Genomic DNA, 17,761 nt, shown 5'->3' with positions numbered 1-17,761 from the left:
TAACAAATCGGAATTTATAGGGATTTGTATTGAAAAACACATTTGCAACTGCAAGTTGACATATTTCTATATTTTAATGGTGGCTATGCAACCAACGAAATTGTTATGATTGTATCATAAAAGAAAGGAGTGTTGTCAAATGAACATGGCAGACAGAATACAATATTTAAGAAAAACTAAAGGAATATCACAAGAAGAACTTGCTGATAAGGTAGGTGTTTCAAGACAAGCTGTTTCAAAATGGGAAAGTGAACAAAGTACACCTGAGTTAGAAAAAGTAATTATAATGAGTGATTATTTTGGTGTTACTACAGATTATATTTTAAAAGGAATTGAACCGGTAGTAGATAAAGAACAAAAAAATAGAGAATTTGCGAGCAAGGTACTTTATATCTCATCAACAGCTTTTATTGCTATTGGACTGTTTTGTGCATTTGCTGAATGGTATGAAAAACAAACAATGGAAGCTATTTTGGGGGCAATAATTATTCAAGTGGTAGGAATTGTTGGATATTTTATCGCAAGAATATTATCAGAAGAAAAAGCACCGTTTTATGTGAATTGGCTTAATATAATTGGAATTGCTTTTATGCCTACTTCTATGGCTACTGGTTTTATTTCATTGTTGATTTTCAAACAGGGGTGGGTTGCGCCATATCCTATAGGAATATTTCACACTTTGAATTTTATATTAGTTCTATTTGTGATTTTGATTACAAGTTATATTGTTTTAAAAAAACAGATAAAATAGCATTTTCTCACTCCTATATTGTATACTCTAAGGAGAAAAAATGAAGAAGAAAAAAAATATTATTGCTATGCTGATTGGTATCGTCTTGTCTAGTTCTTTCTTGATACGTACGATCTTGATCCATCAGGCAAGACAAGCGAAAAAGCAAAACCTGGAACGGATTGCTGCTGTGCAAGAGACGGTTCAGTCTCAAGATCAAAAGAAAGCTGAAGAGCAGAAAGAACACTTTAAAAAGGCATTTGATGGTTTAGATAAAACTTCCATTCTAATGAAAGACTACGATAGCCACACAAAGATTAATGGGGACTACAGTTTTGGTACAAAGGATGGCGTGCACTACCTAGTAGAATTAAAAACTGGTGAGAAAGTAGCTCTGGAAGGTGTGGACAAGGCCTTTCCTTTGTCTGTCAAAAACGAGGACACAAATAGTACGGAGCTTGCCCTGGTTGTCCGTAAAGACCAAGCCTGGTACATGATTGATACAAAGGGTGAGACGATTTACACTTTTGAACAAACAGAATTGACAGAAAACTCGAAGTTGACTTTGAAAGACCAGGAACTGATAGTTGAGTAATTCATAGATTTCGAAAATTTTTTCCCTATTATGCTGGGTAAAGATTGATAAATATAAAAAACAACACCCCATGACTAGAAGAGTCTTCTAATCATGGGGTGTTTTTCTATAGGAGGGCTAGTTTATACTCTTCGAAAATCTCTTTAAACCTCGTCAGCTTCGCCTTGCCGTACTCGTGTAAAGCCTGCGGCTAGCTTCCTAGTTTACTCTTTGATTTTCATTGAGTGCTATTTCTTTTTCTTGTTTTTTATCAACCATCCAAGTCCGAGAAGGGCAAGGATACTGAATCCAGCAAGGGCAAGAAGGGATTTGCTCTCAGTACCTGTGTTTGGAAGGACTTTCTGAGCAAGAGCCTCTGTAGCAGTTTCTTGAGAGTCAGGATTTGCTACTAGGTTTTGGGCTTGGTCTTGTTGGGTTTCCAAGCTAGAAAGATTAAATTCTGGTTTTTCTTCCACAGCTGGGGCAACGATGGCACCACCTTGAGACAAGCGGAGAACAACGGCAGTGAGAGCGTTCAATTTCAAGCCTTTTTCAGTCCATTCGAGACCTTGAGGTTTAGCGATTCCTACTGGTCCGGCTTGATTTTCATCTGCCAGGACTTCAGCCTTTCTCAAGTGGGCAAAGGCAGTTCCTAGAGTAAATTCGCGAGCCTTATCATCTGCATTGACAAAGACAGCGTAGACATCACCGTTTGGAGCAGTGATTTGGTAGCCGATGGTCACATCTTCTTTTTCAACACCATTTTGTCCTGGAACAGTAATGAGGTGGACGCGCTCTTTGATGTCTTGCAGACTCTTGAGTCGGAAGGCATCAGTCGATTGACGAAGGGCAATCAAACCTTTCATATAGTTACGGCTCTTGACATTTTCAGGGAAGGCTTTACCATCTGTTGCCTTGGTCCAATCGAACTTGTTGACAGCATCACTAGAGTCGTAAGAGTCATGGATAAAGTAAGGATAGACAAATGGCTTGCCGTCCTTGTCGCGCAACAAGTGAGACTTGTTTGGAACCTTATCTTCAGGAACAGGAGTCTTATAGGCTGGATCAAGGAATTGTTTGGTACGTCCATATTCCTGCCCAGAGTGGATAAACGGAGTTCCTTGAGCAGTCAAGACCATGAGGTTTCCAAGTCGCAAACGACGATGGATCTCAGCGTAGTTTTCAGCCTTGCTTGGGTCTTTTTTGATAGACTGAGCGATGATGTCAAAGAGGGTCAAGTTATCATGGGCTGCGATATACTGGATAACATCTCCAGGACTGTCTGCTTCAAAGTTAGTTGGTTGGGCAATGAGATTTTTAAAGATGGTATTGATATCTCGTTTGCCACCTGTGATAAAGGCAGGTTGGCCTTCGTTTGGATAACCAGACTTGAGGTTGTTACGGATATCATCTGAAAAGACAGCGACAGTATCGGTATGTTTCATCCAATCTTGGTCAGCAGCTTTTGTAGGCATGTTTTCGTCTCCAGCATAGGTTCTCCAACCTTCACCTAGCATGATAAGATTTGGATTGAGGGCGCGTGCAGCCTTGTAAGCTTCTTCGATTGAAGCCGCATCGTGGTCACCCATCATATCGAAACGGAAACCATCTACTTTGTAGGTTTCAACCAGATACTTGATAGAGTCTACCAAGACACGTTTAGACATGTAGTGGGTAGTTCCCAAACGGCCGCCTCCGAAGCTAGTACGAGGAGTTCCGTCTGCATCCATAAAGTGGTAGTAGTTTGGCTCTAGGTCTTCAAAGATATCGAGATTAGCAGTATGGTTGTAGACCACATCCAAGATAGCCCCCATGCCACGTTTATGGATCTCGTTGATGAGGTTTTTGAATTCTGCAATTCGTTTTTCTGGATCCTTAGGATTGCTAGAGTACATACCAGTCAAGGAGAAGTAGCTTTGAGGGTCATATCCCCAGTTGTAGTTACTATTGCTTGAAGCATAGGAAGACAAGCGTTCTTGGTTCTTCAATTCATTGACAAAGTAGTAGGACAAGACTGGAAGGAGTTGGATGTGGGTGACACCCAAATCTTTGAGATAGTCTAATTTTTCGATAAAGGCTTCAAAGGTACCAAATGGCTTTGTCAAGTCTTTTGCGATGGCAGGATCTGAGGTGAAGTCACGTACATGCGCTTCATAGATAACGGCATCTTCACGTGATTTGAAGTTACGAATCTTTCCATAGGTCAAGTCTTGCGGGCCTAACTTCGCTGGATCGACAAAGGCAGCCTTAGCGACCTTATGAGCGGCATCTGTTTTTGCTAGGTCACTATTCCAAGCCGCTAATGATTTGGCATAAGGGTCAAGAACGAGGACAGTTTTACCTTGGCGCTCGATCTGGTAGTGGTAGTAGTAGCCAGTGTAGTTGCTAATACCGAGACCAGAGTTTGCATCCAGAGTTTGTTTCCAGGTTCCTTTTTCTCCTTTTTCAAGGGTGACAGTTCCGACTACCTTTTCAGGGTCTTTCTTGTCATAGACGACAACGGAAACCTTATCAGCACTTGGAGACCAGAGGGTGAGATCAACACGCTTGCCATCTTCTTTTAGAGTTGCGCCGAGTGGACCATCGTAACTGTAAGACTCATCCTTGAGGCGCCAGCTTGAACGTGTGGTAAAACGGTCTGAATTGTAGCTGACAGTGTAAGGGTGTTGGGTATCAGAGAAGTCGCCGATGTAGGTCACTTTCTTACCAGCTTCATCTACTTCCACATCTGTGATGGCTACTTTATTCCCTTTATGATCAGTGATGCTGGAGTGTTTAAGAATGTCTTCTTTCTTAGCTCCAACAAGGGTAGAAAAGCTGCTTTCGATACGAGACTTGGCAACATGTTGGGCACCAGTCATGCGAATATCGTGTACATAGTAAGGATTGGTGTAGATGGTTTCGTCATCATCCTTGAGGAAAATCTGACTGTGATTTTTTAGATCAGTGAATTTATAATCCTCTTTTCTGATTTTCACATCATCGCCTTTCTTGCTTTCGTCTAGTAATAAAAATCCAAATTCTCTTGCAGCTTCATTGAGTGGGATATCAATGTAGCGTCCATATTTTCCAGTTGCGGTAAAGTCAGTACCGTCAGGCCATTCTCCACTGCTTGGGTTTTTGACATCGCCCCAATACCAAAGAGATTTTTTGTCATAGTTGCCATCTGTGCGGTAATAGTTGACACGGACAGTTCCTGCTGGTTGAGGGCGGTAGTTGTGTACCTTGTAGTTTTCATCTAGCCAAGCCTCATTCATTTTTGGAGAGAGGCGCTCTACAGAACGGTCCCCTGTCAGGTTATCCCCCTTGGTATTGTTGATAAGGAAGCTGACTTTCTTGGCTTGCTCATTTTTGAGTTTGACATCTAGATAATAGCCGTAGTCATCTTGTTTGGCATCCTTGAAGGACTTGGCTCCATTGGGCCAGTTTTCAGACGGTTTTTCAACATCGTCCCAAGTCCAAAGACCTTGAGAATCTTTGTTTTCTTCAGGGAGTTTTTTTACATGGATGCGGAAGTGGTTGTCTGCGATGGGTTCTTCAGAAGATGTGTCAGCTTGTGGTTTTTGATCTGATGTTGGCGTTGAAGTGCTGGCGTCTACTTTCTCTTCCTTGCTGTTAGCCTGGCTTGTAGTAGTATCTTCTGTTTTAGGTGTTTCTGGTACTGTAGTAGTTTCCGCAGCTGGAGCTTCTTTTTTAGAATCAAGGGAAGCGTTTGCATTCTTTTGTTCAGAAATAGGCGTTTCCTTTTGAGTTTGACTCGTTTCAGTCTCAGTAGGGGCCTTGGTCACAGTGCTGGTATTTTCCTGAGTTTGAGGAAGGTTTTCATTGGCCGAAATAGTTGGCATTGTAGCAGAAAGCAGGACAATGCTGGTACCAATGAGGACAGAACCAGTTCCGTTCTTCAAGGAACGGATACCGTAAATCATTTTTTTCTCAGTTTGAGATGGGATTTTTTTCATCACAATTCTCCTTGTGTAGTTGTTCCCTAACAGTATAGCACGAGGTAAACATTAGTGCAAGCGTTTTCCTGACTTTTAAGAGAAAATATAATGCTTCATTTTCTTGAAATTTTAAAATAATATATAGGAAAAGATTGTTTAAAAAATAGTAAAAAAACCTTGAAAAATCTAGCTAAATAAGGTATAATATGAGTAATCATTTGTCGTAGGTTTTGTCTGAAATATTGTCCAGACAAGGCTCACAGCAGTTAAATCTTCTGAAAAAGTCAGATTTAGCTGCTCTTTTTGTGCTTTTTTTCAGGTTTTTGAGTGCTTGTAACAAAGATTTAAAGATTCTGAAAATTCGTCAAAGGGACACGGTGATAGGGGTTTTTAAAACCATATGACGATTAGAAAAGCCTGATTGACAAGGCTTGGAATTTATTTACAAAGGAGAATCATCTTGGCAGGACATGACGTTCAATACGGGAAACATCGTACCCGTCGTAGTTTTTCAAGAATCAAAGAAGTTCTTGACTTACCAAATTTGATTGAAATTCAAACGGATTCATTCAAAGATTTCCTAGATCACGGTCTTAAGGAAGTATTTGAAGATGTATTGCCAATTTCAAACTTCACAGAAACTATGGAGTTGGAGTTTGTTGGCTATGAGATCAAGGAACCCAAATACACGCTCGAAGAAGCTCGTATCCACGATGCTAGCTACTCAGCACCTATTTTTGTAACCTTCCGCTTGATCAATAAAGAAACAGGCGAAATCAAGACCCAAGAAGTCTTCTTTGGAGATTTCCCAATCATGACAGAGATGGGAACTTTCATCATCAACGGTGGTGAACGTATCATCGTATCTCAGTTGGTTCGTTCTCCGGGTGTTTATTTTAACGACAAGGTAGACAAAAACGGTAAAGTTGGCTACGGTTCAACTGTTATCCCTAACCGTGGAGCTTGGTTGGAACTGGAAAGTGACTCTAAAGACATCGCCTACACTCGTATTGACCGTACCCGTAAAATTCCGTTTACAACCTTGGTTCGTGCGCTTGGTTTCTCTGGTGATGATGAAATTTTTGATATCTTTGGTGACAGCGAATTGGTTCGCAATACCGTTGAAAAAGATATCCACAAGAATCCAATGGACTCTCGTACAGACGAAGCCTTGAAAGAAATCTACGAACGCCTTCGTCCAGGTGAGCCTAAGACTGCTGAAAGCTCACGTAGCTTGCTTGTAGCTCGTTTCTTTGACCCACGTCGCTATGACTTGGCAGCAGTTGGTCGTTACAAGATCAATAAAAAACTCAACGTTAAAACACGCTTGCTCAACCAAACTATCGCTGAGCCATTGGTAGACCCTGAAACTGGTGAAATCTTGGTAGAAGCTGGTACCGTTATGACTCGTAGCGTGATTGAAAGTATCGAGAGTCACTTGGATGGCGACTTGAACAAAATCGTTTATATTCCAAACGATGCAGCTGTTCTGACAGAACCAGTTGTGCTTCAAAAATTCAAGGTTGTTGCCCCAACGGATCCAGACCGTGTTGTAACCATCATCGGGAATGCCAATCCTGATGACAAGGTGCGTGTTGTAACTCCTGCAGATATCCTTGCTGAGATGAGCTACTTCCTCAACTTGGCTGAAGGTATCGGACGTGTGGATGATATCGACCACCTTGGAAATCGTCGTATCCGTGCAGTTGGTGAATTGCTTGCCAACCAAGTACGTCTTGGACTTTCTCGTATGGAACGTAATGTCCGTGAACGTATGTCTGTTCAGGACAATGAAGTTTTGACACCGCAACAAATCATCAACATCCGTCCTGTAACAGCTGCGGTTAAAGAATTCTTTGGTTCATCACAGTTGTCACAGTTCATGGACCAACACAACCCGCTTTCTGAGTTGTCTCACAAACGTCGTTTGTCTGCCTTGGGACCTGGTGGTTTGACTCGTGACCGTGCTGGATATGAAGTACGTGACGTGCATTATACTCACTATGGTCGTATGTGTCCAATCGAGACACCTGAAGGACCAAACATCGGTTTGATCAATAACTTGTCATCTTACGGACACTTGAACAAGTATGGCTTTGTTCAAACACCATACCGTAAGGTTGACCGTGAAACAGGTGTTGTGACCAACGAGATTGTTTGGTTGACAGCCGATGAAGAAGATGAATTTACTGTAGCGCAGGCTAACTCTCGTCTTAACGAGGACGGTACTTTTGCTGAGAAAGTTGTCATGGGACGTCACCAAGGGGTCAACCAAGAGTATCCAGCAGAAGTGGTTGACTACATGGACGTGTCACCAAAACAGGTAGTTGCCGTTGCGACTGCATGTATTCCATTCTTGGAAAACGATGACTCCAACCGTGCCCTCATGGGTGCCAACATGCAACGTCAGGCTGTGCCATTGATTGATCCAAAAGCGCCTTACGTTGGTACTGGTATGGAATACCAAGCAGCTCATGACTCAGGTGCAGCTGTGATTGCTCAGCATGGTGGTAAAGTTACTTACGCAGATGCTGACAAGGTAGAAGTTCGTCGTGAAGATAACTCACTTGATGTTTACCACATCCAAAAATTCCGTCGTTCAAACTCAGGTACTGCTTACAACCAACGTACTCTCGTAAAAGTCGGCGATATTGTTGAAAAAGGCGACTTTATCGCTGATGGACCTTCTATGGAAAAAGGGGAAATGGCGCTTGGACAAAACCCAATCGTTGCCTACATGACATGGGAAGGTTACAACTTCGAGGATGCCGTTATCATGAGCGAACGCTTGGTCAAAGACGATGTTTATACATCTGTCCACCTCGAGGAATACGAATCAGAAACGCGCGATACAAAGCTTGGGCCTGAAGAAATTACTCGTGAAATTCCAAACGTTGGTGAAGATGCTCTTAAAGACCTTGACGAAATGGGAATCATCCGTATCGGTGCTGAGGTTAAAGAAGGCGATATCCTTGTAGGTAAAGTCACACCTAAGGGAGAGAAAGACCTTTCAGCTGAAGAACGTCTCTTGCACGCTATCTTCGGAGACAAGTCTCGTGAAGTGCGTGACACTTCTCTCCGTGTACCTCACGGTGCCGATGGTGTCGTTCGTGATGTTAAGATCTTTACACGTGCAAACGGTGATGAATTGCAATCCGGCGTGAATATGCTGGTTCGTGTCTACATCGCTCAAAAACGTAAGATCAAGGTCGGAGATAAGATGGCCGGACGTCACGGAAACAAAGGGGTTGTCTCTCGTATCGTTCCTGTAGAAGACATGCCTTACCTTCCAGACGGAACCCCAGTCGATATCATGTTGAACCCACTTGGGGTGCCATCACGTATGAATATCGGTCAGGTTATGGAACTCCACCTTGGTATGGCAGCCCGTACTCTTGGTATCCATATCGCAACACCAGTCTTTGACGGAGCAAGTTCTGAAGATCTTTGGGACACTGTTAAAGAAGCAGGTATGGACAGTGATGCCAAGACAATCCTTTACGATGGACGTACAGGAGAGCCGTTTGACAACCGTGTATCAGTTGGTGTCATGTACATGATCAAACTCCACCACATGGTTGATGACAAATTGCACGCGCGTTCAGTCGGACCATACTCAACCGTTACTCAACAACCACTCGGAGGTAAAGCTCAGTTTGGTGGACAACGTTTCGGTGAGATGGAGGTTTGGGCTCTTGAAGCCTACGGTGCGTCAAATGTCCTTCAAGAAATCTTGACTTACAAGTCTGACGATATCAACGGACGTTTGAAAGCTTATGAAGCTATTACAAAAGGAAAACCAATTCCAAAACCAGGTGTTCCAGAATCCTTCCGAGTTCTTGTCAAAGAATTGCAATCTCTTGGTCTTGACATGCGTGTCCTTGACGAAGATGACAAAGAAGTGGAACTTCGCGACTTGGATGAAGGAATGGACGAAGATGTCATCCACGTAGATGACCTTGAAAAAGCCCGCGAAAAAGCAGCCCAAGAGGCTAAAGCAGCTTTTGAAGCAGAAGAAGCTGAGAAGGCAACAAAAGCGGAAGCAACAGAAGAAGCTGCTGAACAAGAATAAGCAGTTCACTTAGAATAGAAAGGGAAGAAATAGTGGTTGATGTAAATCGTTTTAAAAGTATGCAAATCACCCTAGCTTCTCCAAGCAAAGTCCGTTCATGGTCTTATGGAGAAGTCAAAAAACCTGAAACAATCAATTACCGTACGTTGAAACCAGAACGTGAAGGACTCTTTGACGAAGTCATCTTTGGTCCTACAAAAGACTGGGAATGTGCTTGTGGTAAGTACAAACGCATTCGTTACAGAGGAATTGTTTGTGACCGCTGTGGGGTTGAGGTAACGCGTACGAAAGTTCGTCGTGAGCGTATGGGGCACATCGAGTTGAAAGCTCCTGTATCTCACATCTGGTATTTCAAGGGGATTCCAAGCCGTATGGGCTTGACCCTTGATATGAGCCCTCGTGCCCTCGAGGAAGTTATCTACTTTGCGGCTTATGTGGTGATTGATCCTAAGGATACACCACTTGAGCACAAGTCTATCATGACAGAGCGTGAATATCGTGAGCGCTTGCGTGAGTATGGTTATGGATCATTCGTTGCCAAGATGGGTGCCGAAGCCATCCAAGACCTCTTGAAACAAGTAGATCTTGAAAAAGAAATTACCGAACTCAAAGAAGAGTTGAAAACAGCTACTGGACAAAAACGTGTCAAAGCCATCCGTCGTTTGGATGTTTTGGATGCCTTTTACAAGTCTGGAAACAAACCTGAATGGATGATTCTCAACATTCTTCCGGTTATTCCACCAGATCTTCGTCCAATGTTGCAGTTGGATGGTGGCCGTTTTGCCTCATCTGACTTGAATGACCTTTACCGTCGTGTTATCAACCGTAACAACCGCTTGGCTCGTTTGCTTGAGTTGAACGCACCTGGCATCATCGTTCAAAATGAGAAGCGGATGTTGCAAGAAGCGGTAGATGCTTTGATTGACAACGGTCGTCGTGGTCGTCCGATTACAGGACCAGGTAGCCGTCCACTCAAATCATTAAGCCACATGCTCAAAGGTAAACAAGGACGCTTCCGTCAAAACTTGCTCGGTAAACGTGTTGACTTCTCAGGACGTTCCGTTATCGCCGTTGGTCCAACGCTTAAGATGTACCAATGTGGTGTGCCACGTGAAATGGCGATTGAGCTCTTTAAACCATTCGTTATGCGTGAAATCGTTGCCCGTGACATCGTGCAAAACGTGAAAGCAGCTAAACGCTTGGTGGAACGCGGAGATGAGCGTATCTGGGATATCCTCGAAGAAGTTATTAAAGAACATCCAGTGCTTTTGAACCGCGCACCGACCCTTCACCGTTTGGGTATCCAAGCTTTCGAGCCAGTCTTGATCGATGGTAAGGCCCTTCGCTTGCACCCGCTTGTCTGTGAAGCCTACAATGCCGACTTTGACGGCGACCAAATGGCCATCCACGTACCTCTTTCAGAAGAAGCCCAAGCAGAAGCTCGTATCTTGATGCTTGCTGCTGAGCATATCTTGAACCCTAAAGATGGTAAACCAGTTGTTACTCCATCTCAGGACATGGTTTTGGGTAACTACTACTTGACTATGGAAGAAGCTGGTCGCGAAGGCGAAGGTATGGTCTTCAAAGATCGTGATGAAGCTGTCATGGCTTACCGTAATGGTTATGTTCACCTCCACTCACGTGTAGGTATCGCAACAGATAGCTTGAACAAACCATGGACAGAAGAGCAAAAACACAAAATCTTGCTTACAACTGTTGGTAAAATCCTCTTCAACGATATCATGCCTGAAGGTTTACCTTACTTGCAAGAGCCAACAAACACGAACTTGACAGAGGGTGTTCCAGCTAAATACTTCTTGCCGCTGGGTGGAAATATCAAGGAAGCTATCGATGGCCTTGAACTCAACCCTCCATTCAAGAAGAAAAACCTTGGAAATATCATCGCTGAAATCTTCAAACGTTTCCGTACGACAGAAACATCTGCCCTGCTGGACCGTATGAAGAACCTCGGTTATCACCACTCAACTCTTGCAGGTTTGACAGTGGGTATTGCCGATATCCCAGTCGTTGAAGACAAGGCTGAAATCATCGAAGAATCACACAAACGTGTAGAACAAATCACAAAACAATTCCGTCGTGGTATGATCACAGACGATGAGCGCTACAATGCAGTTACCGCTGAATGGCGTGCAGCTCGTGAAAAATTGGAGAAACGTTTGATTGCCAACCAAGATCCTAAGAACCCAATCGTTATGATGATGGACTCTGGAGCCCGTGGTAACATCTCAAACTTCTCACAGCTTGCCGGTATGCGTGGTCTGATGGCCGCTCCGAATGGACGTATCATGGAATTGCCAATCCTTTCAAACTTCCGTGAAGGTTTGTCAGTACTCGAAATGTTCTTCTCAACTCACGGTGCCCGTAAAGGTATGACCGATACGGCCCTTAAGACAGCCGACTCAGGTTACTTGACTCGTCGTTTGGTTGACGTTGCCCAAGACGTTATCATCCGTGAGGACGACTGTGGAACAGACCGTGGTCTCTTGATCCGTTCTATCGCAGAAGGAAAAGAGATGATCGAGTCTCTCGAAGAGCGTCTCAATGGTCGTTACACTAAGAAAACTGTTAAACACCCAGAAACTGGCGCAGTGATCATTGGTCCAAATGAGTTGATTACAGAAGACAAGGCGCGTGAAATTGTCAATGCTGGTGTGGAAGAAGTCACTATCCGTTCCGTATTTACATGTAACACTCGTCATGGTGTCTGCCGTCACTGTTACGGTATCAACTTGGCGACTGGTGATGCGGTTGAAGTTGGTGAAGCAGTTGGTACAATCGCTGCCCAATCTATCGGGGAACCTGGTACACAGCTTACCATGCGTACCTTCCACACGGGTGGGGTTGCCTCAAATACCGATATCACTCAGGGTCTTCCTCGTGTCCAAGAAATCTTTGAAGCCCGCAATCCAAAAGGGGAAGCGGTTATCACAGAAGTCAAGGGTGAGGTTACAGCCATCGAAGAAGATGCTTCAACTCGTACCAAGAAAGTCTTTGTTAAGGGTGAAACTGGTGAAGGTGAATATGTCGTTCCATTTACAGCACGTATGCGTGTCGAAGTTGGAGACCAAGTCTCTCGTGGTGCAGCATTGACAGAAGGTTCTATCCAACCGAAACGCCTCCTTGCTGTTCGTGATGTCTTGTCAGTTGAAACCTACCTTCTCGGTGAAGTGCAAAAAGTTTACCGTAGCCAAGGGGTAGAAATCGGTGACAAACACATCGAGGTAATGGTTCGTCAAATGATCCGTAAAGTTCGTGTCATGGATCCAGGTGACACAGACCTTCTTATGGGTACTCTCATGGACATCAACGACTTTACAGATGCCAACAAGGATGTTCTTATCGCAGGTGGAGTTCCAGCGACTGGTCGCCCTGTCCTTATGGGAATCACCAAAGCCTCACTTGAAACCAATAGTTTCTTGTCAGCGGCTTCCTTCCAGGAAACAACTCGTGTCCTTACTGATGCGGCCATCCGTGGTAAGAAAGATCATCTCCTTGGACTCAAGGAAAATGTTATCATCGGTAAGATCATTCCAGCAGGTACTGGTATGGCTCGCTACCGTAACCTTGAACCACAAGCTATCAATGAAGCAGCCTATCTGGCTCCAGAACAAGAGGAGACAGAACTTGCTCCAGTAGAGGAAGCTGTGGAAATCCAAGTTGAAGAAACAGTAGAATAAAAGCAAAAAGAGAACTTTTGGGTTCTCTTTTCTTTGTTTCAGAAAATTTTCCACTTTTTCATAAAGTATGGTAGAATAGAAGAACTAAAATGCCAAGGAGGTGTCCGTATGGAACAAACATTCTTTATCATTAAGCCAGATGGTGTGAAAAGAGGTCTGATTGGTCAGGTTCTGAAAAGAATTGAGGAGCGTGGTTTCAAAATTGAAAAATTAGAGTTGCGTTCAGCAGTTTCAGAAGATTTGGTTGACCAACACTATCAAGACTTGGTTGGAAAAAGTTTTTATCCTCCTATCCGTCAGTTTATGACCTCAGGACCAGTAGTGGTAGGCATTCTATCAGGTCCGAAAGTGATTGAAACTTGGCGGACAATGATGGGAGCTACTCGTCCAGAAGAAGCCTCGCCTGGAACTATCCGAGGAGATTTTGCTAAAGCAGCAGGAGACAATCAAGCCATTCAAAATGTGGTTCACGGATCTGATTCTGAAGCTTCTGCCAAACGAGAAATTGCTCTCTGGTTTAAGGATTAGATTGGTAAAAGAACAGTTCTATGCATAATGGAACTGTTTTTTGGTCAGTTGAGCATAAAAAAAGAACACTTGAGAGGGCATTCTTCATTTCACACTCCTTACAGGGTATAATCCCTTATATGGAGGGACAAGAAATGATAAAATCAATTCGCCTATTATTGTTGGCTGCGGTCATCCAGATTAGTTTTGCTAGTTGCTTATTATGGAAAGAATCTTTTTTATCGTTGAAGCAGACCAATGCTTATTTTTTAATTTTGATAGTAGGATTTTCTGTTCTTTGTGCTGGGATAAATTATTTCCATACAGCAGACCAGTCTAGACATAGTATTTTACATGTTCAAAAGAAAGTGAGTCTTGTTTATTGCCTCCTTTTAGTAGTCAATCTTCTGGCAACCTGTCTGGTTCTCTCAGAAAGCATCCAAACCACTAGCAAATTGCAGCAGGAACTGGTTGACCTCTTTTTACCCTCCTTCTTTTTCTTGCTCGGAGTAGATCTATTGATTTTCTTACCTTTTGATAAAATTTTTCGCCATATAGAAAATCACCTAAATAAAAAGAAAACAGTCGTCATTTCCGTTCTAGCTACGATGGTTTTTTTGAGGAATCCCTTAGTGATTTCCTCGATTCTCCTTTATGTCAGTGTTGGTTTTCTATGCGCACGTTTCCTTTTTCCAAAATGTATCCAAAGGGAAATCTCCTTTTACGGACACCTGATTCGAGATATCTTGTTTGTTTTTGCGATTCTTCTATTCTTTTAAGTAGAGGATAATTCTTTAAAATCATTATAGTAAGTTTGTAAAGAAAATTCACACAAAAGGAAACTTTTTGGTATAATAGTAGCATGCACACAAAAAATGAAGAAGAGCTTCTAGCTCTCGGAGAAAGATTAGGTCGTATCCTTCAAAAAGACGATGTTCTGATCTTGACGGGTGAGTTGGGCGCGGGTAAAACAACCTTTACAAAAGGCCTTGCCAAGGGTTTGAATATCCGTCAGATGATTAAAAGTCCAACATATACCATTGTCAGAGAGTATGAAGGACGCTTGCCACTTTATCACTTGGATGTCTACCGTATCGAAGGGGACGCTGATTCTATTGACTTGGATGAGTTTCTCTTTGGTGGCGGTGTGACTGTTATCGAGTGGGGGCATCTTTTGGGTGAGGATTTACCAGATTCCTACTTGGAGTTGGAAATTTTGAAAGAAGCTGAGGGGCGTTGCCTTCAATTTATAGCTCATGGCTCTCGAGCTGAACACCTTATCAAGGAGCTTCAGGATGGAGTATGAATTGTGTATTCGTGAGGCAGAGATTTCAGATGCCGCAGCTTTGGTTGCATTTTTAAATCAAGTCGGTCGAGAGACAGATTTTACCAGCTTGGATGAACATGGCATAGGGATGACAGCTTCTGAAATGGCTCTTTTTATCGAAAAACAAGCTGGATCAGAGAATCAAATTACTCTCCTCGCCTTACTGAATGATGAGATTGCAGGAGTTTTAAATATCACAGCGGACCAACATTTAAGAGTTCGACATATCGGTGATGTTTTTTTAGCAGTTCGCAAGAAATTTTGGAACCAAGGCTTGGCAACTATACTTCTAGAAGAAGGCATCGAGTGGGCTAAAACCAGTGGTGTCTTGCGCCGTTTGCAACTTAGTGTACAAAAACGAAACGAGGCTGCGATCCACCTCTACTCAAAAATGGGATTTATCACAGAAGGCTTACAGGAAAGAGGAGCCTATTTAGCAGAAGGGATATTTTTAGATGTTTGTCTTATGGGCAAGCTGATAAATAAATAACGAGATGATTAAAAAATTAATTGGAATGATGCTAGGTTTCCTGGCAGTAACAGTTTTAGGTGTAGCGGTTTATGGCTATACCATCTACCAACAGGGAACAGAAACCCTAAGTAAAAATACTTACAAAAAAATCGGGGAAGAAACCAACGTTATCGAAGCGACGGAGCCTCTGACCATCCTCTTGATGGGGGTAGATACGGGAAATGTGGAACGTACAGACCCATGGGTGGGGAATAGTGATTCCATGATTCTCCTGACCGTTAATCCGAAGACCAAGAAAACCACTATGATGAGTTTGGAACGGGATATTTTAACCAAGATTGACCTTGGAGACGGCCAAGTTCAGGAAGCCAAACTCAATGCTGCCTATGCCAATGGCGGTGCGGAACTGGCGATTTCTACTATTCAAAAGATGATGAATATCCATATAGACCGCTATGTCATGGTTAATATGCAAGGTCTTCAACAATTGGTGGATGCAGTTGGGGGAATCACCGTCAACAATACACTCGGTTTCCCGATTTCGATTGCTGATCAAGAAGAGTTTAATAAGATTTCCATTGGTGTTGGAGAACAAACCTTGAATGGTGAGGAAGCGCTGGTTTATTCACGGATGCGTTACCAAGACCCAGAAGGAGATTATGGTCGTCAAAAACGTCAACGGGAAGTTATTCAAAAAATCGTAGAGAAGGTTTTGAGTCTAAATAGTGTGAGCCACTATCAAGGCATTCTCAAAGCTTTGAGCAACAATATGCAGACCAACGTCGACCTTTCAGCCAAGAGCATTCCACAATTGCTCGGCTATCAAGATTCCTTCAAGAATATTGAAACCCATCAATTACGTGGAGAAGATGCCGAGTTGCAGGGGATTTCTTATCAAATTGTCACCTCAGAACATATGCTCGAAATGCAAAATCTTTTACGTCGTTCACTAGGTAAAGAGGAAGTGACTGAGTTGGAAACCAATGTTGTTCTTTACGAGACGGCATTTGGTCGACCTGGACCTTCATCAAGTACTAGTGCTTCAAGCGAAGAAACAGAATAAAAAAAGATTAAATCGTGGGAAAGTTCCTGCGATTTTTTCAAAAAGAATCCGAATAGATAGGTAGGAGGAAAAATGAAAGCAGAAATTATTGCTGTAGGAACGGAAATTTTGACAGGGCAGATTGTCAATACCAACGCCCAGTTCTTATCAGAAAAGCTAGCAGAAATTGGAGTAGATGTTTATTTCCAAACAGCTGTTGGAGATAATGAAGCGCGCCTGATGTCCTTGCTAGAGATTGCGAGTTTGCGTAGCAGTTTAGTCATTTTGACAGGAGGCTTGGGACCAACTGAAGATGATTTGACCAAACAAACGTTGGCAAAATTTTTGGGAAAAAATCTAGTATTTGACCCTCAAGCACAAGAAAAATTGGATATTTTCTTTGCTCATAGACCTGACTATGCTCGTACACCGAATAATGAGCGCCAAGCTCAAATTGTAGAAGGGGCAACTCCACTGCCAAATGAGACAGGATTAGCTGTCGGAGGAGTTTCGGAAGCTGACGGAGTGACTTACGTGGTTCTTCCAGGACCTCCTAGTGAGTTGAAACCCATGGTCTTAAATCAGCTCTTACCCAAGTTAATGACTGGTGCTAAGCTCTATTCACGAGTGCTCCGTTTCTTTGGGATTGGTGAAAGTCAGTTGGTGACTATTTTGGCGGACTTGATTGACCAACAAACTGATCCAACCTTGGCTCCTTATGCCAAAACGGGAGAGGTGACCTTGCGCTTGTCTACAAAGGCAGTCAGTCAAGAAAAGGCTGACCAAGCACTGGACGTCCTAGAAAATGAAATCCTGGGTCGCCAAACTTTCGATGGACAGTCACTGCGAGACATCTGTTATGGATATGGAGAAGAAACCAGCCTCGCAAGTGTCGTTGTAGAAGAGCTAAAGAAGAGACAGAAAAGCATTACTGCAGCAGAGAGTTTGACGGCAGGGCTCTTTCAGGCTACTTTAGCAGACTTTTCAGGTGTGTCAGCTATCTTTAATGGAGGATTTGTCACCTACAGCCTAGAGGAAAAGTCCAAGATGCTGGATATTTCCGAGCAAGAGCTGAAAGAATACGGGGTCGTTTCTGAGTTTACCGCTCGAAAAATGGCAGAGCAGGCACGTCTCAAGACTCAGTCTGACTACGGAGTTAGTTTGACGGGTGTGGCAGGACCAGATAGCCTAGAGGGGCATCCAGCTGGAACCGTCTTTATCTGCTTGGCGCATGCAAAAGGAACAGAGGTTATCAAGGCGAATATCGCAGGACGGAGCCGTGCAGATGTTCGTCATATTGCGGTTATGCATGCCTTTAACCTAGTTCGCAAGGCTTTATTAAGTGACTAAATTTTGGTATAATAAAAGATAGGTCTAAGGACCAGTAGAATATAGGAG

At 43.2% G+C, this 17,761-nt stretch carries 11 protein-coding genes; 10 read left to right on the top strand and 1 reads right to left on the bottom strand.

The window, feature by feature from the left end; genetic code table 11:
* Positions 1 to 139 precede the first annotated feature (139 nt).
* Together SORDD24_RS03170 and SORDD24_RS03165 are read left to right on the top strand one after the other, a co-directional pair.
* Positions 140 to 751: a helix-turn-helix domain-containing protein gene (locus SORDD24_RS03170; protein ID WP_061407362.1), complete on the top strand. Its 612-nt coding sequence runs from the start codon at positions 140 to 142 to the stop codon at positions 749 to 751.
* Positions 752 to 791: 40 nt separating this feature from the next.
* Positions 792 to 1,325, top strand: a complete 534-nt coding sequence (locus SORDD24_RS03165; protein WP_061407359.1) for a hypothetical protein — start codon at positions 792 to 794, stop codon at positions 1,323 to 1,325.
* Between the two features lie 227 nt (positions 1,326 to 1,552).
* Here the strand turns inward: SORDD24_RS03165 and SORDD24_RS03160 are convergent, their stop codons facing one another.
* On the bottom strand, positions 1,553 to 5,263 hold the full coding sequence (locus tag SORDD24_RS03160) for a pullulanase (RefSeq protein WP_061407357.1): 3,711 nt from the start codon (positions 5,261 to 5,263) through the stop codon (positions 1,553 to 1,555).
* 442 nt (positions 5,264 to 5,705) lie between these two features.
* On the opposite strand from SORDD24_RS03160, the gene rpoB reads away from it, so the two are divergent.
* The 8 genes from rpoB to SORDD24_RS03120 all read left to right on the top strand — a co-directional run bounded on the left by rpoB (position 5,706) and on the right by SORDD24_RS03120 (position 17,713).
* Complete coding sequence (gene rpoB / locus SORDD24_RS03155; protein ID WP_061407356.1) at positions 5,706 to 9,317, top strand: DNA-directed RNA polymerase subunit beta; 3,612 nt, start codon at positions 5,706 to 5,708, stop codon at positions 9,315 to 9,317.
* A gap of 32 nt (positions 9,318 to 9,349) precedes the next feature.
* Positions 9,350 to 13,015 (top strand): DNA-directed RNA polymerase subunit beta', encoded by a 3,666-nt coding sequence (rpoC, locus tag SORDD24_RS03150; protein WP_061407355.1) that lies wholly within the window; start codon positions 9,350 to 9,352, stop codon positions 13,013 to 13,015.
* A 108-nt stretch (positions 13,016 to 13,123) separates the two neighbouring features.
* Entirely contained in the window at positions 13,124 to 13,543 is a 420-nt protein-coding gene (gene ndk / locus SORDD24_RS03145; RefSeq protein ID WP_061407352.1) for a nucleoside-diphosphate kinase, read from the top strand.
* Positions 13,544 to 13,677: 134 nt separating this feature from the next.
* Entirely contained in the window at positions 13,678 to 14,301 is a 624-nt protein-coding gene (locus tag SORDD24_RS03140; RefSeq protein ID WP_081103508.1) for a hypothetical protein, read from the top strand.
* 83 nt (positions 14,302 to 14,384) lie between these two features.
* Positions 14,385 to 14,828: a tRNA (adenosine(37)-N6)-threonylcarbamoyltransferase complex ATPase subunit type 1 TsaE gene (gene tsaE / locus SORDD24_RS03135; RefSeq protein ID WP_061407349.1), complete on the top strand. Its 444-nt coding sequence runs from the start codon at positions 14,385 to 14,387 to the stop codon at positions 14,826 to 14,828.
* Positions 14,818 to 15,339, top strand: coding sequence for a GNAT family N-acetyltransferase (locus SORDD24_RS03130; RefSeq protein ID WP_061407347.1), 522 nt, complete (start codon positions 14,818 to 14,820; stop codon positions 15,337 to 15,339). Before tsaE ends, SORDD24_RS03130 begins: the two co-directional genes overlap by 11 nt.
* Before the next feature lie 4 nt (positions 15,340 to 15,343).
* Positions 15,344 to 16,384, top strand: a complete 1,041-nt coding sequence (brpA, locus tag SORDD24_RS03125) for a glycopolymer--peptidoglycan transferase LytR (RefSeq protein WP_061407344.1) — start codon at positions 15,344 to 15,346, stop codon at positions 16,382 to 16,384.
* 72 nt (positions 16,385 to 16,456) lie between these two features.
* Positions 16,457 to 17,713: a competence/damage-inducible protein A gene (locus tag SORDD24_RS03120; protein ID WP_061407341.1), complete on the top strand. Its 1,257-nt coding sequence runs from the start codon at positions 16,457 to 16,459 to the stop codon at positions 17,711 to 17,713.
* Positions 17,714 to 17,761: the final 48 nt, after the last annotated feature.

The sequence above is a fragment of the Streptococcus oralis genome, from assembly GCF_001579175.1.
Classification (GTDB): Bacteria; Bacillota; Bacilli; order Lactobacillales; family Streptococcaceae; genus Streptococcus; species Streptococcus oralis_O.
This window is presented reverse-complemented; position numbering and strand designations above follow the sequence as displayed.

Excerpts from the sequence above, each read along its gene's own strand:
- SORDD24_RS03170 (WP_061407362.1), top strand. The coding sequence starts at position 140 with ATGAACATGGCAGACAGAATACAATATTTAAGAAAAACTAAAGGAATA.
- tsaE (WP_061407349.1), top strand. The coding sequence starts at position 14,385 with ATGCACACAAAAAATGAAGAAGAGCTTCTAGCTCTCGGAGAAAGATTA.
- SORDD24_RS03140 (WP_081103508.1), top strand. The coding sequence starts at position 13,678 with ATGATAAAATCAATTCGCCTATTATTGTTGGCTGCGGTCATCCAGATT.
- SORDD24_RS03165 (WP_061407359.1), top strand. The coding sequence starts at position 792 with ATGAAGAAGAAAAAAAATATTATTGCTATGCTGATTGGTATCGTCTTG.
- SORDD24_RS03120 (WP_061407341.1), top strand. The coding sequence starts at position 16,457 with ATGAAAGCAGAAATTATTGCTGTAGGAACGGAAATTTTGACAGGGCAG.
- brpA (WP_061407344.1), top strand. The coding sequence starts at position 15,344 with ATGATTAAAAAATTAATTGGAATGATGCTAGGTTTCCTGGCAGTAACA.
- ndk (WP_061407352.1), top strand. The coding sequence starts at position 13,124 with ATGGAACAAACATTCTTTATCATTAAGCCAGATGGTGTGAAAAGAGGT.
- SORDD24_RS03160 (WP_061407357.1), bottom strand. The coding sequence starts at position 5,263 with ATGAAAAAAATCCCATCTCAAACTGAGAAAAAAATGATTTACGGTATC.
- SORDD24_RS03130 (WP_061407347.1), top strand. The coding sequence starts at position 14,818 with ATGGAGTATGAATTGTGTATTCGTGAGGCAGAGATTTCAGATGCCGCA.